The 20,889-nt window shown below is 49.8% G+C and carries 18 protein-coding genes and 1 other RNA gene; 5 read left to right on the top strand and 14 right to left on the bottom strand.

Features of this window, described 5'->3' with window-relative positions; all coding sequences use genetic code 11:
• Window positions 1-135, top strand: coding sequence for a hypothetical protein (locus CWB98_RS24595; protein ID WP_283241204.1), 135 nt, complete (start codon window positions 1-3; stop codon window positions 133-135).
• A gap of 201 nt (window positions 136-336) precedes the next feature.
• Here the strand turns inward: CWB98_RS24595 and gcvH are convergent, their stop codons facing one another.
• From gcvH to CWB98_RS12225, 3 genes are all read right to left on the bottom strand, one after another.
• Window positions 337-726: a glycine cleavage system protein GcvH gene (gene gcvH / locus CWB98_RS12235; RefSeq protein ID WP_054016478.1), complete on the bottom strand. Its 390-nt coding sequence runs from the start codon at window positions 724-726 to the stop codon at window positions 337-339.
• Window positions 727-788: 62 nt separating this feature from the next.
• The gene (gcvT, locus tag CWB98_RS12230) at window positions 789-1,871 is read right to left on the bottom strand and encodes a glycine cleavage system aminomethyltransferase GcvT (protein WP_138545133.1); all 1,083 of its coding nucleotides are present in this window, start codon (window positions 1,869-1,871) and stop codon (window positions 789-791) included.
• 80 nt (window positions 1,872-1,951) lie between these two features.
• Window positions 1,952-2,542 (bottom strand): hypothetical protein, encoded by a 591-nt coding sequence (locus CWB98_RS12225; protein ID WP_138545132.1) that lies wholly within the window; start codon window positions 2,540-2,542, stop codon window positions 1,952-1,954.
• A gap of 129 nt (window positions 2,543-2,671) precedes the next feature.
• On the opposite strand from CWB98_RS12225, the gene CWB98_RS12220 reads away from it, so the two are divergent.
• A complete protein-coding gene (locus CWB98_RS12220) occupies window positions 2,672-3,517 on the top strand; it encodes a LysR family transcriptional regulator (protein WP_010385250.1) in 846 nt (281 codons plus the stop codon).
• A gap of 513 nt (window positions 3,518-4,030) precedes the next feature.
• Here CWB98_RS12220 and CWB98_RS12215 read toward each other — a convergent pair.
• From CWB98_RS12215 to CWB98_RS12200, 4 genes are read right to left on the bottom strand one after another with little or no spacing between them, the layout of a single operon-like run.
• Complete coding sequence (locus CWB98_RS12215; protein ID WP_138545131.1) at window positions 4,031-5,197, bottom strand: FAD-dependent oxidoreductase; 1,167 nt, start codon at window positions 5,195-5,197, stop codon at window positions 4,031-4,033.
• A 9-nt stretch (window positions 5,198-5,206) separates the two neighbouring features.
• The gene (gene ubiH, locus CWB98_RS12210; RefSeq protein ID WP_138545130.1) at window positions 5,207-6,379 is read right to left on the bottom strand and encodes a 2-octaprenyl-6-methoxyphenyl hydroxylase; all 1,173 of its coding nucleotides are present in this window, start codon (window positions 6,377-6,379) and stop codon (window positions 5,207-5,209) included.
• A gap of 19 nt (window positions 6,380-6,398) precedes the next feature.
• Complete coding sequence (pepP, locus tag CWB98_RS12205) at window positions 6,399-7,715, bottom strand: Xaa-Pro aminopeptidase (RefSeq protein WP_138545145.1); 1,317 nt, start codon at window positions 7,713-7,715, stop codon at window positions 6,399-6,401.
• Window positions 7,716-7,720: 5 nt separating this feature from the next.
• Window positions 7,721-8,278 carry a UPF0149 family protein gene (locus CWB98_RS12200; protein WP_046005547.1) on the bottom strand — a complete coding sequence of 186 codons (558 nt, stop codon included), beginning with the start codon at window positions 8,276-8,278 and terminating at the stop codon, window positions 7,721-7,723.
• 220 nt (window positions 8,279-8,498) lie between these two features.
• On the opposite strand from CWB98_RS12200, the gene ssrS reads away from it, so the two are divergent.
• Window positions 8,499-8,681, top strand: a non-coding RNA gene (ssrS, locus tag CWB98_RS12195) — 6S RNA.
• Between the two features lie 262 nt (window positions 8,682-8,943).
• On the opposite strand, the gene CWB98_RS12190 is transcribed toward ssrS, so the two are convergent.
• The 3 genes from CWB98_RS12190 to zntR all read right to left on the bottom strand — a co-directional run bounded on the left by CWB98_RS12190 (window position 8,944) and on the right by zntR (window position 11,744).
• On the bottom strand, window positions 8,944-10,041 hold the full coding sequence (locus CWB98_RS12190; RefSeq protein WP_130244322.1) for a lysophospholipid acyltransferase family protein: 1,098 nt from the start codon (window positions 10,039-10,041) through the stop codon (window positions 8,944-8,946).
• 133 nt (window positions 10,042-10,174) lie between these two features.
• Window positions 10,175-11,344 (bottom strand): SO_0444 family Cu/Zn efflux transporter, encoded by a 1,170-nt coding sequence (locus CWB98_RS12185; RefSeq protein ID WP_138545129.1) that lies wholly within the window; start codon window positions 11,342-11,344, stop codon window positions 10,175-10,177.
• Window positions 11,331-11,744, bottom strand: a complete 414-nt coding sequence (zntR, locus tag CWB98_RS12180; RefSeq protein WP_054016471.1) for a Zn(2+)-responsive transcriptional regulator — start codon at window positions 11,742-11,744, stop codon at window positions 11,331-11,333. Before zntR ends, CWB98_RS12185 begins: the two co-directional genes overlap by 14 nt.
• 138 nt (window positions 11,745-11,882) lie before the next feature.
• Between zntR and CWB98_RS12175 the strand changes: the two genes are divergently transcribed.
• Window positions 11,883-12,830 (top strand): D-2-hydroxyacid dehydrogenase, encoded by a 948-nt coding sequence (locus tag CWB98_RS12175; RefSeq protein ID WP_138545128.1) that lies wholly within the window; start codon window positions 11,883-11,885, stop codon window positions 12,828-12,830.
• Between the two features lie 335 nt (window positions 12,831-13,165).
• Window positions 13,166-13,528 (top strand): DUF3192 domain-containing protein, encoded by a 363-nt coding sequence (locus CWB98_RS12170; RefSeq protein ID WP_138545127.1) that lies wholly within the window; start codon window positions 13,166-13,168, stop codon window positions 13,526-13,528.
• A gap of 48 nt (window positions 13,529-13,576) precedes the next feature.
• Here CWB98_RS12170 and CWB98_RS12165 read toward each other — a convergent pair whose 3' ends face one another.
• From CWB98_RS12165 to CWB98_RS12150, 4 genes are all read right to left on the bottom strand, one after another.
• Window positions 13,577-14,479: a GGDEF domain-containing response regulator gene (locus tag CWB98_RS12165; protein WP_138545126.1), complete on the bottom strand. Its 903-nt coding sequence runs from the start codon at window positions 14,477-14,479 to the stop codon at window positions 13,577-13,579.
• 4 nt (window positions 14,480-14,483) lie between these two features.
• On the bottom strand, window positions 14,484-18,191 hold the full coding sequence (locus tag CWB98_RS12160) for a PAS domain-containing hybrid sensor histidine kinase/response regulator (protein WP_138545125.1): 3,708 nt from the start codon (window positions 18,189-18,191) through the stop codon (window positions 14,484-14,486).
• Window positions 18,192-18,298: 107 nt separating this feature from the next.
• Complete coding sequence (locus CWB98_RS12155) at window positions 18,299-18,922, bottom strand: LysE family translocator (protein ID WP_138545124.1); 624 nt, start codon at window positions 18,920-18,922, stop codon at window positions 18,299-18,301.
• A 216-nt stretch (window positions 18,923-19,138) separates the two neighbouring features.
• Window positions 19,139-20,539, bottom strand: a complete 1,401-nt coding sequence (locus tag CWB98_RS12150; protein ID WP_138545123.1) for a PhoH family protein — start codon at window positions 20,537-20,539, stop codon at window positions 19,139-19,141.
• Window positions 20,540-20,889 lie beyond the last annotated feature (350 nt).

Below are 20,889 nucleotides of genomic sequence, written 5' to 3'. Positions count from 1 at the left end.
ATGATCCAAGTAAAAATGGGGGTGTCACTGTTGCTCGACGACCTGCACCTTAATGCGCAGTGCGACGAAAATACCTTGGTAACAGTCACAGAGTTTAACAGTGTTGCCACGCCTTATACCAATTTGCTTAATTAAGTGTTCTATTTTGAGGCGAGAAAATATGTTCGATAACCAGGCAAAAATTTTGCTATTTAGTTGTTCTAAATGAGAAATTTTTAACACAGTTAGCGTCATATTTGCTCCGTCAAATTGAACAGGTATTAAGTGAAATTGGTATTATACCGGGCGCAACTATAAAAGCCCCACGCAGGGGGCTTTTGTGATATCTACAACGAATTAGTCTTCGTCGATGTTGGCTTCGTAGCCTTCTGCGTCAAGCAGGTTTTCAAGTTCGCTTTCGTCAGACGCTTTAACACGGAACAACCAGCCGTCACCGTAAGGGTCGTTGTTGACTGATTCCGGAGAGTCTTCAAGCTCTTCGTTGATAGCCACGATCTCGCCACCGATTGGTGCGTAGATGTCAGAAGCGGCTTTTACAGACTCAGCAACCGCGCAGTCTTCACCAGCGTCAACTTCGTCACCTACGTCAGGCAGGTCAACGAATACCATGTCACCCAAAAGTTCCTGCGCATGCTCAGTGATGCCGACAGTGTAAGTGCCGTCGCCTTCAGCGCGAACCCACTCGTGAGACGTTGCGTACTTTAACTCGCTAGGAATGTTGCTCATTTTTTTGTTCCTTTGGTCGATTTATGTGGGCCATCGCCCGTTATTCTATTGTGCTCTGTGCGTTACAGAACCGACTTACCATTGCGTACAAAGCAAGGTTTAACCACTTTAACGTCTACCAGCTTTTTGCGCATTTCAACCTGAGCTGTGTCACCCGTAGAGCGAGGTACACGGGCCAAAGCTACGCTAAAGCCTAACGTCGGCGAGAATGTACCAGAAGTGATAACACCTTCGCCACCTTCTACGATAACTTTAGAGCCACCGCGCAGCACGCCTTTGCTCTCAAGTACCAGGCCAACCAGCTTGTCAGTGCTCTTGTCAGCACGTTGCTGCTCAATCACTTTACGACCGATAAAGTCACGCTCTGCCGGCTCCCACGCAATGGTCCACGCCATGTTAGCAGCCAGTGGAGAAACGCTTTCATCCATATCTGAGCCGTAAAGGTTCATGCCCGCTTCTAAACGTAGCGTATCACGTGCACCTAGGCCAGCCGGACGGACGCCCGCGTCTAATAATTTTTGCCACAGTTGCGCTGCGTCATCGTTGTGCACAACGATTTCATAGCCGTCTTCCCCTGTGTAGCCCGTGGTTGCAATGAACAGCTCTTCAGCTTGCACGCCAAAGAACGGCTTCATGCCTTCTACTGCGGCGTTTTGTGCATCGCTCAGGATAGTGGCTGTTTTGGCTTTGGCATTTGGACCCTGTACCGCAATCATCGCGTACTCAGGACGCTCTGTGATGACCACATCAAAGTCGGCTGCAACCGCGTTCATGTGTGCTAAGTCTTTTTCGCGCGTTGCAGAGTTTACAACCAGACGATACTCAGTTTCTGTGAAGAAGTAGATGATCAAATCATCAATCACACCGCCCTGCTCGTTCAGCATGCCAGTGTAAAGCGCTTTACCTGCTACTTTCAGTTTTGCCACATCATTGGCAACCAGTTTGCGCAAGAATGCCTGAGCATCCGCACCTTTTACATCGACTATGGTCATGTGAGACACGTCGAACATACCTGCGTCTTCACGCACGGCGTTGTGCTCTTCGATTTGCGAGCCATAGTTGATTGGCATTTCCCAACCGTGGAAATCGACCATTTTCGCGCCAGCTTCTAGGTGCTTGGCATGCAGTACTGTTTTAGAAGTCATACTCTTCCTTCACTTTATTGTCATCACCCACCCGGTCATTTCCGGATGCGTGTTCACCGGTGCAACACCGGTGAGTGGGGTTAATTTGGGACGTGTTCGTCTGAGTGAGCAAAACCCTGCTCAGCCAGTCGGGCCTGCCACAGGCTCAGTGTGTCTTGTTGTGCGATCAGCTGATACTGCTGCTGGTCCTGCTGGACTAACGTGGTGACGAACACCTCGCCGCTTTGTTTACCATAGCACGCCTGCAAGTCTGAAATTTGCAGACCCGGTGTCAGTGAAAAGCTGCTAAGTACCGTCTCAAGCGCAGCCTGACCGCTCAGTTGCGTAATGGCTAAGTCGCTGCGACGTACCAGTTCAATGTCGTAGTCGCTGTCATGTTTGCTTACCAGTGCTGAGAGCGCTTGAGCAGCGTCTTCGCTCAGCACGAAACGGTAGGCTGTTTCGCTAAAGTAATACACAGCAAATGACTGGCCGCCTGCCAGCTGACCTTGCACACCCAGGCCGGGTGCCATCAGTTTTTTGAGGTTCAGCCCCAGCTCCTGATTCAGAAAAGGTGTGGTTTCAAATCCGCTGAAATCCAGTACAACCAGATCCTGTGGCGAAAAAATCCGATTTTCCGCCGCCACCGTACCCTGACGGTGCTTAGCGAAGATGATTGGCGTGCTCATCATGCGACTATCCTGATGAAATTAAGATGGAGAAAAGTATAGGGATCCGTCTGCGCAACAACAAATTGTATTTATTTATCGTTTGATAAATAATATTAATGTATTTAGGTTTTATAAATTGATTTTATTAATATGAAAAACTTATCGATTGATGGCCTGCGCACCCTGGTAACTGTGGTTGAAGTAGGTGGTTTTGCCAAGGCCGGCGAGCTGCTGGGCCTGTCTCAGCCAGCAGTGAGCTTGCAGATAAAACGCCTTGAAGAGCAGCTGGGCTGTAAACTGTTTAAAAAGCAGGGCCAGCGACAGGTGCTTAACCAGTATGGCGAGCTTTTGCTGCCTCAGGCCAAGCAAATGCTGCAATTCAACGATGGGATCATTCAGCAATTTACCTCAGAGAGCGTCACCGGCCGGGTGCGTTTGGGCATTCCCAGTGAGTTTGCCGCACGCATATTGCCCGCCATCATCGGCGACTTTGTATCTTTGTATCCAGACGTGGCGCTGGAAGTGAAATCCCGGCTCAGTAAACATCTGTTGTCGGTTTCTCGGCAGGATCAGTTCGATTTGGTGCTGGCACTGAACGAAGATTTGAATTCGTCTAACTATCCGGTGTTTATGCAGGACCAGCTGGTATGGGTGGGCGACCTGTCTTTGGCACAACAGCAGATTGTTACTCTGGTCACCGCGCCGGAGGGCTGTATTTATCGTCGCCGTGCCATCGAGGCTCTGCAACAAGCCGGGCTGCAATACCGTATTGTGTATAGTAACGCCGATTTAACGGGGCTGACGGCCGCGCTTAAAGAAGGCCTGGGCATTACAGTACTGGCCAAAAGCACCGTGCCGGCTACGCTCAGTTACCAGGCACAAACGCCCTTTTTGCCCGAACTGGGCCAGATTGGGATCAGCCTGGTTAAAAACACTCAGGAATCTGCCCACGCGGTGAATAAGCTGGCCGAGTTTATTGCACTGCGCTTGGGGTAGACGTTGCTTTTGAGACCTGCGGGATGACAGGGATGGGTGTTGTTGGTGTCACTCCTGAGTCGCCTGTTAGTAGATCCCGCATCGAGTGCGGGATGACTAGGGTTTAGGTGCGAGAGTTGGTGCTTACAGGCAGTATTGAGTCGCCTGCCCCCTCTATTATCACTCCTAATCGACATTCCTACACGCCGTCATCCCGGCCCCCGAGCCGGGAACTATTTGAATTCAGCGTAAGCGTATTTTTAGTCACCAGGTCGCCTGTTGGTAAATCCCGCATCAAGTGCGGGATGACTGTTTGATGCCAACTCCAGTCGCCTGTTGGTAGTTCCCGCATCAAGTGCGGGATGACTGGAGTGTATGCTGGATGACTGGAGGTGTATGCCGGATTACTGGAGGTGGGTGCTGGATAACGGTGAATAAATACACGATAAAACATACTGGACTTGCTCGCCTGATGCTTACCCTGCAGGTGTAAGCCGGCTGCTTGTTTGGCACAAAGCAGCCCTTACGCCACCACTATTCGCCGATGGCCTGCTGTACAAATAAGTCTTTAATGGGGCCGAGGTTGTCTACCACATTCAGACCCACACCACGGACTAATTTTTTCAGCGGGTGACTGCCGCTGAACAGCTCTTTTAATCCCTGCATCATGGCAATGTGTTTTTGTGCATCGAGTTTGCGGCTGCGCTCGTACTCACGCAGTGTACGGTGAGCGGCAAACTCCTCACTGTCTTCGCTAAGTGCGCTGATCAGATGTGCAGCATCTTTTAGGCCCAAATTCATGCCCAGTCCGGCAAGCGGGTGGATGGTGTGTGCGGCATCGCCCATTAACACCACTTTGCCGGTCAGCCACTGCTGTGCGTAGCGCATGGTAAGCGGGAACACCGCTCGCTCGCCCTGCACAGTACACAGACCGCATTGCAGGTCGCTGGCCGCGCTTAAGGCTTTATTGAAGCTTTGCTCGTCCATGGCCATCAGCTCGCTGGCATGCTCAGGTGCGGTGGACCAGACGATAGATTGGGTGTGGGGGTCAGACAAAGGCAGCAATGCCAGCGGACCATCCGGCAAAAACACCTGACGCGCTGTGGCATCGTGCGGTTGCTCGGTTTTGATGGTGGCGACAATGGCGTGGTGATCGTAATCCCAGAAGCTGATCGGCAGATTAAACTGACTGCGTACCCCTGAGTTTGCACCGTCTGCGGCAACCAGTAATTTGGCCATCACCGGCGTGCCCTGCTCCAGGGTGATCAGCACATCGCTGTCGCTCTGGTGGATAGACTGGTAACGACTACCAAACAGTAAACTCGCCTGGCTGTGCTGTTGTAAAGCCTGATACAGGGCAAAACGGATAGCGTCGTTTTCGATAATATGGCCCAGTTCAGGCAAGGCCAGCTGCTGTGCGTTAAACTGAATACTGCCAAAGCTATCGGCGTCGCACACCGACATTTTACGATAGGCCGTGGCTCGCTGCGCCTTAATGGCATCCCACACGCCTAACGACTCAAACAGGCTCTGGCTGGCCAAACTGATGGCACTGACCCGCGCGCCATAGGCCTCGCTCAGTGCTTGAGGTTCAGGACCGGCATCCAGCACCATCACCGAGATATTGTTCTTTGCCAGGCCCAGCGCTAAAGCCAGACCAACACACCCACCACCGACTATGCACACTTGTACTTGCTGCATGATTATTCCTTACAGGGTTCGTCCCATGAGTTGTCGCGCCAATGGCGCTTTCAGTTGTGAGAACAGGCTCATCGACAGCAGGCCACAACTGCGCCCCAATGCCAGCATACGGGAATCATTGGAAAACAGTCTGACCAGAGAATCGGTCAGCGTCATGACACGGTTTATGTCTGACTCGCGCGCGGTTTTGTAGCTCTGTGTGAACGCATGACTGCCCCACTGCTCGCGGTCTGTCTGTTGCAGCTGCGCAACCAGCGCCTGAATGTCGCGCAATCCCAGGTTAAAGCCCTGACCTGCAATAGGGTGAATGGCATGCGCGGCATTGCCAATGAGCACACAGCGATGATGCACCAGCTGCTCAACGCGGCCTAACACCAGCGGATAACTGGTGCGCCTGCCAACCCGTTCAAACATCCCGGCGCGATAGCCAAACGCGCTTTGCAAACGCGCCAGAAATTCCGCCTCATCGCTTTCTCGCAACATATCAAGGTCCTGCTGCGGCATACACCACACCAGAGAGTAGCGGTTGTTGCTCATTGGCAGCAGGGCCATCGGACCATGCTCGGTAAAACGCTCGAACGCCTGCCCCTGATGCTTATCGCTTATCTGCACATTGGCTATCAGGGCGCCCTGTTCATAAGCCACACTGTCAAAGCCAATATTCAGCTTGCTGCGAGTCGGCGATTGCGCGCCGTCAGCCACCACTAGCAGTTTACCCGACAGGGTTTCGCCGCTGTCGAGCTCTACATCGACCTGTGTTTGCTGCTGATGCAAACGGGTAATTTTGGCCGGGCAATACAGCGCAATATCCAGCTTGCTCAGTTGCTGATGCAAATACGCGCCGTAAGGATTCACTTCAACCACATAACCCAGCGCCTCAACCGCGAACTCATCACAGGTGATGGTGGTTTTGCCAAAGTGGCCGCGGTCTGAAACATGCACCTGAGTGATTGGCTCTGCAAAATCCCAGTGCGGGTCAAACAACCCGAGTGTACGCAAGTAAGAGACCGACTGCTCAGCCAGTGCCAGACTGCGGTCGTCAAAACTGGGGTGATGAGCTGTTTTGGGCTCAAAGGCTTCAATCACCGCGATGCGGCTGTCGGGAAGCTGTTTTTTGATCGTGACGGCAGCGGTGGCACCGGCCATGCCCCCCCCCACGATTAACACATCAAAGTGTTGCAAGTGTTGCTCCTGCTTGTATTTATTCGCCTGAGCGCATTAAGGCTTCAATCTCAGCAATGGTTTTTGGCACCCCAGCGGTGAGGTTTTCAAAGCCATCCGCGGTGATCAGCAAGTCATCTTCAATGCGCACGCCAATGCCCTTAAATTGTTCAGGTACTTCGGCATCTTCGTCAAAGTACAAGCCCGGCTCTATGGTCAGCACCATGCCCGGCTCAAAGGGTCTGTCGGCTTCATCCAGTTTGTATTCGCCCACATCGTGCACATCCAGCCCCAGCCAGTGGCCCAGGCCATGCATATAAAAGGCTTTACAGGCTTGCTTGTCGAGTAACTCGTCGACTTCGCCGGCCAGAATACCCAGCTCAATCAGCCCTTCAGTCATCACCCGCATTGCGGCTTCATTGGCTTTGACCAAAGTGCCGCCTGGTTTAACCTGTTCAAAGGCGGCTTGTTGAGAGGCCAGTACCAGCTCATACACGGCTTTTTGCGGCGCGCTAAAGCGACCATTTACCGGGAAAGTACGCGTAATGTCGGCAGCATACCCTTCCAATTCACAGCCTGAGTCGATCAGGATCAAATCGCCATCGGTTAATACGTCACAATTGTCGGTATAGTGCAAAATATTGGCGTTATTACCCGAGCCCACTATGGTGCCATAGGCCGGATGACGGGCGCCATTCATGGCGTAATGGTGGTGAATTTCGGCTTCCAGCTGGAATTCGGTGGCACCCGGCTTGGCAAACTGCATGGCACGTTTGTGGGCATCCGCACTGATCTCACCTGCTTTGCGCATCACCGCAATTTCAGCGTCTGACTTGAACAGACGCATCTCGTGTAGTAACGGGCGCACATCTTTGATGATTTCTGGTGCCCGGTAGCCTTTTTTCGGCGCGCCACGCAAAGTGCCCAGTAGGGCCCAAACTTTATCGTCAAACGCGGTGTATGTGCCCTGACCGTAGTAAAGTGCCTTACGGCCATTGACCAGGTTTAGCAATTCCTCATCCAGTTCACTCAGAGGAAAGGTTTGGTCCAGCTCTAAGGCGGTTTTGGCTTTGTCATGGCCCATACGGCGGCCGTGCCAGATCTCGGCCAGCTTGTCTTTATTACGACAAAACAGCGTTTGCTGTGTGGTGCCGTCTTTGTGTTTACAAAGCACCAGTACCGCATCGGGCTCTTTAAACCCGGTCAGGTAGAAAAAGTCACTGTCCTGGCGAAACGGATACTCAGTATCACGGCTGCGGGTCAATTCAACGGCAGCAGGAATCACCGCCACCGCATTGTTATCCATTTGCGCCAGCAGCTCGGTGCGGCGCGCTACAAATTCCTGGTTGGCTATCATCATAATTAATGCACTGTTTTAGAGGTCGGTGAAGCGGCGTCTTTGCCTAGCTCAGCAAAACATAACAGGGCCGACACACGGATGTATTCAATCACCTCATGCAGTGCCTGTTTGTCTTCTTCACTTTCGTCGAAATGGGTATCTAGTTTAGTGATTTCGCTAAAGTCACCAATCACTTCCTTTACGTCGGCCGAAAACTTACCATAGTCTTTTTGCTTCAGGCCAAAGCCCAGTAAAAACCCAGACACCCAGGCCACCAAGGCATTGGCCTGATCGCTCAGGCTTTCTTCCATGGGTAAATACAGTTCAAACAGATGCTCTGGATCATTAAAATGCGCAACGACCAGTTTATATAGCTCGGCAAAAAATTCTTTCAGTGGCGCCGCAAACTTCTGACCATCGTTAAAGACATCGCTCAGCAGCCCCAGGTACTCCTGCTCTTCGATATTCAGACCACATGCCAGTAAACCGCTGATGGTACCGTGCACCTCCGCCGGGGCAATGTAGATATCGTGTTGTTCCAGCAGTAGCTGCGCTTGCTGATAATCTCTTAATTCACTCATGGATAATGTTCTCGTTTGCTTTGTTCTGCTTAGTTAATGCTACCACCCGAAGTATAGCAACAGCAATGACTTGTCGGTTTGAGTATAAATAATCTACACACTTTTTGGGGTTGTTCAGAAGCCATACAAAAAGTGCATAAATCACCGCCAGTCGGACGACTTTTTACGGATATTTGCCGATAAAGGTTTCTAGATGCGGTTTGGTCTTATATACTGAAATCGTTCCCTAGCACGTTGGACAGTGGATGATGTCCCTGAGCCGATAACTTTTTCTTAGGAACGCAGTTTGCTTACTATTGCGCAGGCTCGGCAGGTACCGAGAAGCCTACGGTAGGCTGTTGCTTTCCGCCTTGAACCTTAGGGTTCAAGGACTGACATCTGCATCCGCGTTGCCGGGGACACCTTTTCCTTTTGCTGCAAAAGCACCCCCACTCCTTGCACCATCAATCAAATTTTAAAACAGCCAGGCATAAAAAAACGCCCCGAAAGGCGCTTTAGATTATACCAATTTGCTTAATTAAGTGTTCTATTTCGATGCGAGAAAATATGTTCGATAACAAGGCAAAAATTTTGCTATTTAGTTATTCTAAATAAGAAATTTTTAACGCCGTTAGCGTCATATTTGCTCCGTCAAATTGAACAGGTATTAGGTGAAATTGGTATCATTACTGAGACAACTTGCGTTTGGCGGGCTGCGCGTAGATGGATAGCACCAGCTGGCGTAACTCTTCAGGTACTTGCTCCAGCGCTTCCATAAAACGGTTTTTCTCCAGCTCACTGCTCTGACTTTCATCGCCGGCGGCCAGGTAATTGCTCGAATGCAGATAATAGTTGCTGACGATCTGCTGATCGATGATTTCGGCCAGCTGCTCTGGCGTTTCAAACTCTTCGTCTATGGGGGAGCCAAACGCCACATGTACATGGCCCTTATCGCTGCTGAACCCTTCGATGATGCTGCTGATGTCTTCACCTTCGGCTTTCACATATTCACCGAACTGCTGTTTATGGTAAAGCTCGCGGGCTTTTGACACGGCGCAGGGCTCATACTGATAAGAAATCGACACAGGGACAATCTTGAGCTGGCGCACATATTCCGCAAATGGCAGTTTTAGCTTACGCCCATTCAACTGCAACATTTTCAGCAATGCCGGATCGGTAAAGTCGACGCCATCTTTGGCACGGCCTTCTTTTTGTGCAATCCAGATTGAATTGCCCTCATCCAGCGAATCATAAATATACGCTGACAGCTGAGATAAGGCTCGGAGCATTTCTTTTGGCGCCTTGGCTGAGCGCTTAACTATAAAGCTCTTGTTCAGACGCATCAGCTCTGTGATATAAGGCACCTGAAGCAGGTTATCGCCTATGGCGATGCGCACAGTTTGCATTTTTTGCTGGTGCAAACCCCAATTGACCAGTGCCGGGTCCAGCACTATGTCTCTGTGGTTGGAGATAAACAGATAGGCACCCTGCTTGTCGAGCTTGTCCAGGCCAGAATAGGTGACTTTGCTGGTGGTACGTTCAATCAACATAGACAGATAACCGGCTACTTCATTCTGAACCGCTTCAACGTTGGTGACTGACTGCCACTTTTTCTTCAACCGGCTGCGCACCAGTGGCCGGGATATCAGGTCCCATCCTGCCAGCCATTTCGGCAGGTTATGCTCCGCAATCACATCAATAAACTGATCATCATCCAGTAAACGCTGCAAAGCTGCGGGGACTTCATCGTCATTGTAAGGTCTGATATCTGCGTATTTATCCACTAAACTACTCTTTTATTATTGGTGGTTGTCATCAAAACGTCTTATTCTATCGTGCCACCAAATGGGAAGCTAAGAATATCAAGTCTGACCAGAAGTGCCTGCACTACTTGTTTCATCGTGCGGGCACCTGAGGTTAAGCCGAAGCCTGAGTTGGTGCAAAGCGTTGTTTAATACCCAACAACATCAACCTTACCATCAGCAGGGCCAGTACCACGCCTGACCCCAGCGTCAGCCAGTAAGGCAACACTTCATGGTCGTGCCCCATCATAGGCGCCACCGTAAAGCCAAACTGAGCCACCAGCCAGTCGGTTAAAAACCCGAATACAATTGCCACACCAATGACCGCGCCCAGATAAGCAAATACGGCGCGACGGCCCAGCTCTTTAGCGACCACGCCTATGGTGGCAACGTTGGTGGCAGGACCTGCCAGCATAAAGACCAGCACGGCACCAGGAGAGACACCCGCCAACAATAAGCCGGCCGCAATGGGCGTTGAGGCTGTGGCACAAATGTACATTGGAATGCTGACCAGAATAACCACTATCATGGCCAGAATGCCATTACCCCACTGAGCCAAAAAGGCTTCGGGAACATAGGTTTGTACTAAGGCCGCAAAGAATAGACCAATCAGTAGCCATTGCATAGTATCGGCTAATAATTTGTTACAGCTAAATTGTACGGCAGACATTAACTTTTGCCACAGCCCGGGCTTTGCCTGTTTGGATGCACAACAAGACGAGACCTTTTCAGTGGGCTTTTGCACAGGTTGACTATCGCAACAGCTGCTTTGCGGCGCCGGTTTAGGCTCAGTGGCACAACAACTGCTTTTTTCCGCTGCTACTTTTTTAACTTTACTGCCACAGCACCCACTGTCTGACGCATCTGACCTGATGGGCTGTGTGTTGCTTTCGTCTTTACCAACCAGCACACCGGCGGTGATCGCACTGGCAACCGCGGCAATGGGCCGGATCACGGCCATAAAGGGTCCAAGCAGTGCGTAAGAAACCGAGATAGAGTCGACCCCCGTTTCAGGTGTGGATACCAAAAAGGCCGTAGTGGCACTTTTGGACCCACCGGCACGACGCAACCCGATGGCGGCCGGGATTACACCACAAGAACACAACGGCATAGGCGCACCTATCAGCGCCGCTTTAATGGTCGTCCAGAGCCCCTCTTTACCCAGGTGCTTTTGTAAAAAATCTTTGGGTATAAATACGTTAAGCAACCCCGCAAGTAACAGGCCCAGCATCAGCCAGGGCGCTGAAACCAAAAAGAGTTGCCAAAAATTATCAAGCAGAGCCATCTACATCCTCCAACGCGGTCAAAATGGAACAATCATCAGCACTTTCTTCGCCGCCACAACACCGTTCGGCCAGCACGCTCAGTGAGCGCTCGAATTTCAGTAACTCTTCAATTCTTTGCCGGGTTTGTGTCAGCTTCTGTAACGTCAGTGATTTCACTTCTTCACAGCTGTGATTGTGTTTATCAATTTTAATGGTCAGCAGTTCCTGAATATCTTTAAGACTGAAGCCCACCGCCTTTGCCCGCACAATAAAACGCATCTGCTCAAGCGCGCTATCGTCATATAACCGGTAACCTGCCGGGCTGCGAACACTGGCCTGCAACAGACCCTGACGCTCATAATAACGCAGTGTGTCGGTAGACACATTCAATTGTTTTGCAATATGGCCAATCTTGTACATAGTCAGTTTTGCCGTCCTTTGTGAATCTGATCACAGTATAAACCTTAGAGTTGAGTTCAAGGTCAAGCACAAAGATAAACTTTGGCAATAAAAATGATACACTCGGCGCCATCTGTTAGTAAGGAATGTTTGCTCACCATGAATATTGTTGTTTTAGATGCCGCCACGCTGGCGGGTGTTAACCTGAACCCGCTAAGAAAATTTGGCACAGTCACAGAGTACGATACCACCTCAGCTGAACAGCTGATGTCACGTATACAGAGCGCAGAGGTGGTGGTGACCAACAAGGTGGTGCTCAATGCCGATACACTGAGCCAGCTGCCCAATCTCAGATTGATCTGTGTAGCCGCAACCGGCACCAATAATATCGACCTGGAGGCGGCGCGTGCCCACAATATCGCAGTGACTAATGTGGCTGGCTATTCTACGCCATCTGTGGTTTTGCACACTTTTACCCTGCTTGGCAATTTAATGAGTAATATTCATCGCTACGCACAGGATTGTGCCAATGGTGCCTGGCAACGCAGCGAACTGTTCTGCCGTCTGGACTACCCTATCCATGATTTGTCGGGCAAACGCTTTGTGATAGTCGGCTATGGTAACCTTGGCCAGGCGGTTGCTAAAGTCGCCAGCGCCTTTGGGGCCGAAGTCGTGATTGCAGAGCGCCCGGGGCAAGAGACGGTACGTGCCGAACGCGTTGAATTTACCCAAGCGCTGCGTAGTGCCGATATTGTCTCTATTCATTGCCCTTTGACCGACACCACCCGCGACTTATTCGATGCCGACACACTGGCGCTGCTTCCGGCGCATGCCATCTTGCTGAATACGGCACGCGGTGGCATTGTCAATGAACAGGCACTGGCGGATGCGCTGGCTAACCAGCAGCTACTCGGAGCCGGGGTGGATGTACTCAGCGTAGAACCGGCGGCAGCGGATAACCCGCTGGTGCAGTATCAGGGTAATAACTTGTTACTGACCCCACACACGGCCTGGGCCAGTCAGGAGTCTATCACTCGCCTGATCCAGGGTATTGCCAAGAATATTGATAGCTTTTTACAGGGGCGTGAGCACAACCGACTGGTGTAATAGTGTTGCTCCTGATTCGCCTCTAAGCTGTTCCCGAATCAAGTGCGGGATGATGGCCGGCGTATGCGGGAATGGGTGTCATTGGCATCACTCCTGAGTCGCCTTTAAGTATCTCCTGCATCAAGTGCGGGATGACAGTCTGTGTATGGGTGTATGGTGATAAGTTCGTGCTTTTAACCAACTATTGGTTAATTCATTCAAAATATAGCATTTCATAATTATCACCTCCTTATCGAAAACCATAAGATATTGATTTATAATAACTTAAAAACTGGCAAACTCTTTGCTGTATTCAAATCAAAGAAAATAAAAACGGCTAAGCCTGGGATATCACAATGAAAAAATTACTAATTGCTACTGCGTTATTAAGTTCAACCGCACTGACAGGCTGTGTAGTCGCAGTCACGGATGGCGAATACAATGGTCACAGTAGTTGGAAAAAAGAACAAAAGCAGAACCGTGAAAAAATCAGTCAACTCAAAATGGGCACTGAATATCAGCGTGTTCTGAGCAAACTGGGGACTCCTGAATTTACAGACATGGTGTCTAAAGACGATACGGTTTATCAGATACTGTACTTTGCAACCAACAGCAAGCATTCCGACGGCGTTGTTACAAAAGACGAGTGCACACCTTTGCTTTTCAAAGATAATAAGTTGGTCGGTTTTGGTGACACAGCTCTGGCACACCTGCTATAGGCTGTAGATTGTAGCCTGACGGGATCAGAGTATGCTGCTCTGGACCCGTTACACCACATTCAATACCGCTTTTTGCTGGCGTTCACGCGCATCATTAAGCGCCATGGCAGCCTGATCTAACGGCTCGTTGTGGTCTCTGGTAAAATCGGCTTTGGTATAACAAATCCCCACGCTCACCGTCACATGTGCGCAAGTTGGTGACGCAGGATGCCGGATGGCTAACGCTGCCACTGCTTTGTGCATCGCTTCGGACACTTCAAGCGCTTCCACCTCGCTGATATCACGCAGTAACGCAACAAAACGTCCGCCATCGTGTCGCGCCGTAAACCCATCCATATTGGTTATCAAACCGGAGACCACTTGGGCAATTTTACAGAGGCATTCATCGCCACTCGCATGACCAAATAACTGGTTGTAACGCTCAAAATGATCGATCCCCAACACAAACACCGCCAAAGGCCGCACGCCCGACGCACACTGTCGCCAGTAAGTTGTTAAAGTTTCATTCAGTGCACGGCGATTGGGCAGCGACGTCATACTATCGATTAGAACCTGTTGAGACAGTTGATCGTTTCGCTGTTTGTTACTGAGGTGGATTTTTACCCTGGCTTTCACAATGTTAGGGTTAAACGGCTTGGTAATGTAATCGACCGCGCCTTGCTGAAGGCTGTCTGCTTCATCCAAAAAACTGGCACTGGCGGAAATCACAATAACAGGTAACTGTGCGGTTTCTGTATTTGCTTTCAAGGCTTGCAGAAAGGGTTCTGTAGCGCCGTTGAATTGTTGATTGTCCATGATGATCAGATCAATACCGCTTGTTTTCAGTAACCCCAGCGCCTGCTCCTGAGATGAACTCAGCGTTACGAAGTAAGTTTCTTCCAGAGTATTTTGTAGTACCACCCGATTAAGGGGATCCGGGTCTAACACCAGAATATGGGCCGATTTGTGCATTTTCTTATCCTTTTAGCCATAACGAAATAAAACACAAAGTTTGTTCTACAGCCGTATAGAGTTGCTCACATAGCTGCTCAGATAATTGATCAAAAGTTACTTCATCCGTTTGCTTTGCCAGCGCTTCGCATTGCCGCGCCAGATCTGCCAGACGGCGTAAACCAAGACCTGCAGCCGATCCTTTAATAGTATGTGCCAGGCTCACCAGTTCCGTAGCACTTTCAACACCCTGCAAACTCGTCATATACTCTTCACAAAGCTTAGCAAACTTTTCTAGCATAGTGCGTAGCAGCGCCACTTTATTCATCATTTGTGTCAGTGCGAACGGATAATCAAACACAACCTCGCCCGTCGGTACATACTCCAGCAGTGCCGCACACAGATCCGCGGGTGTGATCGGCTTCACTAAAAACCCATTGAGTCCAGTCGCTATCGCTTGCTGTTTTTCCTGCTCATGCGCGTTCGCAGTCAGTGCAACAATAGGCAGTACCTGACTGTTGAACTGCCGTCGTAGTTGCCTGCTGGCTTCATAGCCGTCAATATTCGGCATATAAAGATCCATCAATACCACATCCGGGCGCAGCTTCTGACAAATGGTCACTATATTCTCCGCATTGTTTAGCGCAATTACAGTTGCCCCACGCTGCTCCAATACAGTTCTGCTAATATCCAGATTGACCGGATTATCATCCACCACGACGCACAGCAAAGGCGTTAAGGTATCGGTGTCTGATAACGCTGTGACCGACCTTTCCAGTGAACACACACTCAGGCTCTGGTAAAACAATGGCGCAGATAGCCTGATGACATCAGACTCTGCCGGAAGTATCTTGGTAAATGCATCGGTATCAGGCACCAGCCAGTGTACATTCTGTCCAAGCTCCGTCTGACTCAACATGCGAAAACGCTCTGCGTTGTCACAGGCCAGATATGTCACTGCGCCAGATGTATAGTGTGTCTTCAGTTCTGCTTCGCCTCCCTGGTGTATGCCCTGATGAGCAAGGTAAGGCAGAGGTGCCTGCTGCTCCAACATAAGAAACAAAGATTTACGATTGTCATCATCATCGAGTGCCGCTCGCTCTAACCGTAAAATAAACTCAAACCGGCTGCCTACCTGTGGCTTGCTCGAAAGCGTGACTTCTCCTCCAAGTAATTGAATAACCTGCTTCACTATCGCCAGCCCCAGTCCAATCCCCTCATGTGGGCGTGAGCTACTTTCATTACCCTGAGTAAAAGCATCGAACAATCGCGCCTGATCTTCTTCACTAATTCCCGGACCCGTATCCCACACACAAAACCTTACAGCCTGTGCCGGACCATGGCTGTCCTGCTGAAGAGACATAGTCAACCCGACCCGACCATGCTCAGTAAACTTCACTGCGTTCCCCAGCAGGTTCATCAGCACGAGCTTTATACGTGCCTCATCGCCAATTAACCTGGGCCAGATAAAAGGATCAACCTCTACCTCAAATTCCAGCTGCTTGGCACTGCTCAAAGGCGTAATTAAGCTACTCAAATTGGTGATAAGCTCAACAATACAAAACGGCTGGTTGTTTGATTTTCCCTGCCCACTTTCAAGCCGGGCAAAATTGAGGATGTCGTTTAGCATCGCCAATAGCTGCTGGGCAGCACTTTCAATTTGCGCCAGCTTCTGTTGCTCCTCCCCTGCATCCAATGCAGGCTTAAGGATACTTACCAGCCCCAGAATGGCATTAATCGGTGTACGGATCTCATGACTGATATTGGCAATAAAACGGCTTTTGGCGTGATTGGCCCGTTCAGCATCAAGTCGGGCACGAATAAGCGCCGTGACATTTTGCACGTGGATTACGAAGTATTTTGGGTTTTTCTGCTTGTCCCAGACTAAAGAGACACTCAGGTGCAGCCAGCGTTTTGGATCTTGCTGAGCCAGACTCAGTTCACTGGCTCCTTGACGCTCATGTAGACAGTGATCCAGTACATCATTTAACGCTTCAACGTCTGCATCTTCAAACACACTGTACAGACTGCTGCCAATATCTACCCGATCGAATAATTTGCGCGCTGTCCGATTGAGCTCTAACACCAGCCGGTCAATAGACAACAAGATCACACCATTTGGCGCATATTCAATTGCGGCTTTAAAATTTTGCTCCGATGCCCTGAGTGCGGTCAGCGCCTGCTGTTGTTCACTGATGTCCCGGGCAACCCCTAAGGTGCCGATCCGCTTGCGCAGATCGTTATACAAAGGAGAAACCGTGATTAAATAGCTGCTGCCCTCAAGTACCAAAGTATCCGTCAGGCTTTGCCCCTGGCGATTCATTGCAAGTTCCAGGTCCAGCAAGGCCAGATGTCGTTCGGTCACTTCCTGATGTTCGCGCGCAACCAAGTCAACCTGCTCTGCTCCGATAAACCGCTCAAACGCCTCATTACAACCAATAAAAGAGCCATCGATGTTCTTGTAATAAACCAGATCAGGCACTGAATTTAGTACGGTTTTCAGTAAGGCTGCCTGGCGCTCCTTAGCTTCGAGGCTTCGCGAGAGTGCTTTTTTCTGCTGCTGGACCTGTTCATCAAGCTTTGAATTATTTTTTTGCAACTGCTGTAACGCATTGCGCTTTTGTGTAACAACCCGTTTGATTTCAATAAACCATGGCTGCCAGTCTTTCGGGACCGCATAATTCATTGTCGTTTCCGGGGTATTTTCCTGGTAGGTCAGATACTTTACAAAATGTTTAAGAGGACGAATAAAGACCTGAGCGTTAAGCCATACATATGCGGCAAAGGTGGATACAATGAACAAGATCAGGAAACCTAATTCAAGTAATGCTTCATATCGAGCCGGTGCAGAAAAGCTTGCTTCACTTTGAACAAAACGCAGTGTAAAAGGCTGAGCTGGGGGCTGATAACTAAATCGCACACCACCTTCCCAAGGTAGCTTATCATTGTGTGAAGGTCCCGTTTCGGACTCCCTATACCCTTTGCTGGTAGCCAGCGTTATACCGGGCTGAGTGCCCTTTAACGCCAGCTCCCCTCCACCAAATGTCATCTGTTGTAATCGCCCAGCCAGTTTATCCACATCGTAAATCAACAGTATCTGTGACAGAGAACCACTCGCCAGGCGCTGCCCTAGCGCAAAATAATGCTTGCCAAATACTCGAGTTGGCATACTGGTGGCTGTAATTCCCTGACTGAATTGTGGTGTAAAACGCGACTCCACTATGGCTGTCAATAGGTTGCTCTGGCTGGTATCGCGTCGTTTCACAAAAGCAAAGCCATTGTCCTGAATAAATACGACGGCTTCGAGCTCATCAATCAGTGCCAATGCAGTATCAAAACTTGGACCCAAAGCCATTACTTGTTGCCACTGTTCAATAAGAGCGCCTGTGGGAACAAACCTACCCAGCCCGACAACTTCGCCTCCGTTGTCGGGAAGCTGCCGATAAAAGTACCCCGCCTGCTGACGAATATTTTGTTGCCAGTTTTCATCCAGCTGGTAGCGAATAGGCTCAGCCAGGCTATGGCGGATACTGGTTATGACGGTTTGCGCGGCCAGCGTTTCTTGCTCTACTTGCCCTGCTAGTACAAAAAACTGGGCCTGATACACCTGATATTGACGTTCAAGTTTGATCTGATATAGATGAAAACAGAGCACCACCGCCAGCAGCATAGGCACCAGCAAAGCAATGCTGATAGCCTTACGGTAGTTCTTAAGAGGGAGAAATTCCGGCACGCGGCGGCTCGATGTTAGTTCCTTGTTTTAGCAAGAGTAACTAGCACATACTAATCTTTCAAGTGGATATGGTGCCTGCCGGGCGCCTCTAACCGTTTTATCAGCGTCTAATAGCCTTTGCGCTGGACAGATAAACACATGGCTGCAGCTGCGCCGATAAAGGTAAGGCCAATACACCGGGACATAGCTGACAACACTTTATCTGATAGCTTATTCGTTACCTTCTCTCCCCACTTCGCATAACAACTGAGACATATAAACGAGCAGATCAGCAAAGTGGACACCAGAATCATAAACTGAGGTGCCAGCGGCTGATCTGCCATCACAAATTGAGGAAACAAAGCCGTTGTGAATACGATGGCTTTAGGGTTAGTCAGAGAAATGAGAATTCCCTGTCCAAAATAGCTCTTTTCGCTCTTTTGTGTGTTTTTAGCATTGGGATAGGCAAGCCCTTTGCGCCAAAGTCTGAGACCCAAATACAGTAAATACGCAGCACCTAATACTTTTACCACGGAAAATAACAATGAAGAACTCACAATGATCGCGCTAACCCCCAACACGGAGCACAAACTCATCACAAATAATCCGGTGACATTGCCCACAATGGTATAAGAGGCCTGACGCCAGCCAGCTGTCACAGAATGACTAACCACTAAAAATACAGCTGGGCCGGGCGTTATCGTCGCAACCACTGCAATAGATAAAAACGCAAGCCAGTTTGCTATTTCCATAGTAAGTCCTTATACCCTTTTTAATGTTTAATTCGGCACCTTATCTTAGCAGTAATCATTGTTAATTTTGTATACAAACATGACTCATGTCTCACCGAAGAAACGGGGTTAAACATAGCGAAACGGGTATTGAACCGACACCATGACGAGCCAAAGATCAGCAAGATAGCGAGGGGTAAAAGATCAGCCATATCCATGGCTGATCTGTTGGTTTAGCTATAAGTTTTGCTCGGCAAAAGAGGCCAAACGGCTTCTGACCACGCCATTGAGGTTAATGGTGGCGGAGCCTTCAAAGTCCTTAAAGCGCTCCACAATATAGGTCAGCCCTGAGGTAACCGGGGTAAGGTAGTTACTGTCAATCTGGGCCAGGTTGCCGGTACAAATAAGTTTAGTACCTTCACCACAGCGGGTAATAATGGTTTTCAGCTGCGAGGCTGTCAGATTCTGGCTTTCGTCCAGGATCACCACCGCATTCTGAATACTGCGCCCGCGCATAAAGTTGACAGACTTAAACTGAATGTTGGCCTTTTCCATGATGTAGTTACGACTCGAAATGGGGCTCTCGTCGTGTTTGTGCAGTACCTCCAGGGTGTCTGTGATCGCAGCCAGCCATGGGGCCATTTTTTCTTCTTCCGTGCCCGGTAAAAAGCCGATGCTCTCCGCAATTTCCGGCGTATTTCGCGTCACAATCACTTTGTCATACACGCCCTTCTCGATGATCATCTCCAGTGCACTGGCCAGCGCCAGCAAGGTTTTACCGCAGCCCGCCGGACCGGTCAGGATCACCAGTTCAATGTTGGGGTCCAGCAGCGCATCAAGTGCCATGCCCTGATACACATTCTTAGGAGAAACACCCCAGGCCTGCTGGTGCATCAGACGCTCTACACTGATGTCTTTTAGTGTGACATGCTCGGAGTCATACCCAGTCACACGAGCAGCAAAGTGCTCTCCCTCGTCTATCAGGTATTCATTAACAAATACTTCGGGCATCAGTTTTGCGGGCACCTGGTGCAAGGTATAACGCCCCTGTTGCTCGGTCTGACACTCGCCTACATTGGCCCAAAAGTCGCCGCTAAACTTGTTATACCCTGAGGTCAGCAGGTTAATGTCGTCGATCAACTGATCGGTGCGGTAATCTTCGACAAACTTGAGACCGGCACCTTTGGCCTTCAGGCGCATGTTGATGTCTTTGGTGACCAGCACCACTTTTTTGTCTGAGTATTGCTTTTGTAACTGAATGGCGCAGTTAATAATGCGGTGGTCGTTTTCGTTGCCAGGTAATCCAGAGATGCTGTCCGGGTACAAGTGATCATTGATGACAATGAGCTTGCCACTGCTGGCGGGTTTATGGGTGTCGCGCTGCACTTTGGGCAAGGCAACACCTTCGAGCATTTGCTCAGGTGATGCATTGCGTAACACGTCGTCAAGACTACGAATGGCCACCCTGGCATCGCTGCTGACATCGCGTTTTCTGTCTTTTATATGGTCCAGTTCTTCCAGAACTGTCATGGGGATTACTACGTCGTGTTCCTGAAATGAAAAGAAAGCGAGGGGTTCGTGAAGGAGTACGTTGGTATCTAACACATACATTTTCCGGTCGAGGTCATCATTTCCCATAGTGCGTTCCTATTTAGTGAAAACTACTACTGAACAAAGACTTGGTCGCCACGCAAGCCTGTGTCCTTACCTTAAGTTTAGTCTATTTGTCACAAAAGTCGTTTTTATGACAGCGAGGTTAAGTGCCGGGCGGAACAAGTCAGGTTAAATACCTCAATTTTGAGCAACTGAGCTATGCTTATTTTTTGTCGTGAGGACGTAAACGCCACAGCCCGAAATAACGCCAAACAGGACAACAAATAGTCCCAGCTCCTGCGACGGCTCAGGTCAAGAGCATAAAGTGAAAAAAATCACAGTTTATGTACGTTTATCCATGCCTCACAACCTTGAACAAGGCGGTGCTTCTCGGT

It is taken from the genome of Pseudoalteromonas rubra (assembly GCF_005887115.1).
GTDB classification, from domain to species: domain Bacteria; phylum Pseudomonadota; class Gammaproteobacteria; order Enterobacterales; family Alteromonadaceae; genus Pseudoalteromonas; species Pseudoalteromonas rubra_F.
This window is presented reverse-complemented; position numbering and strand designations above follow the sequence as displayed.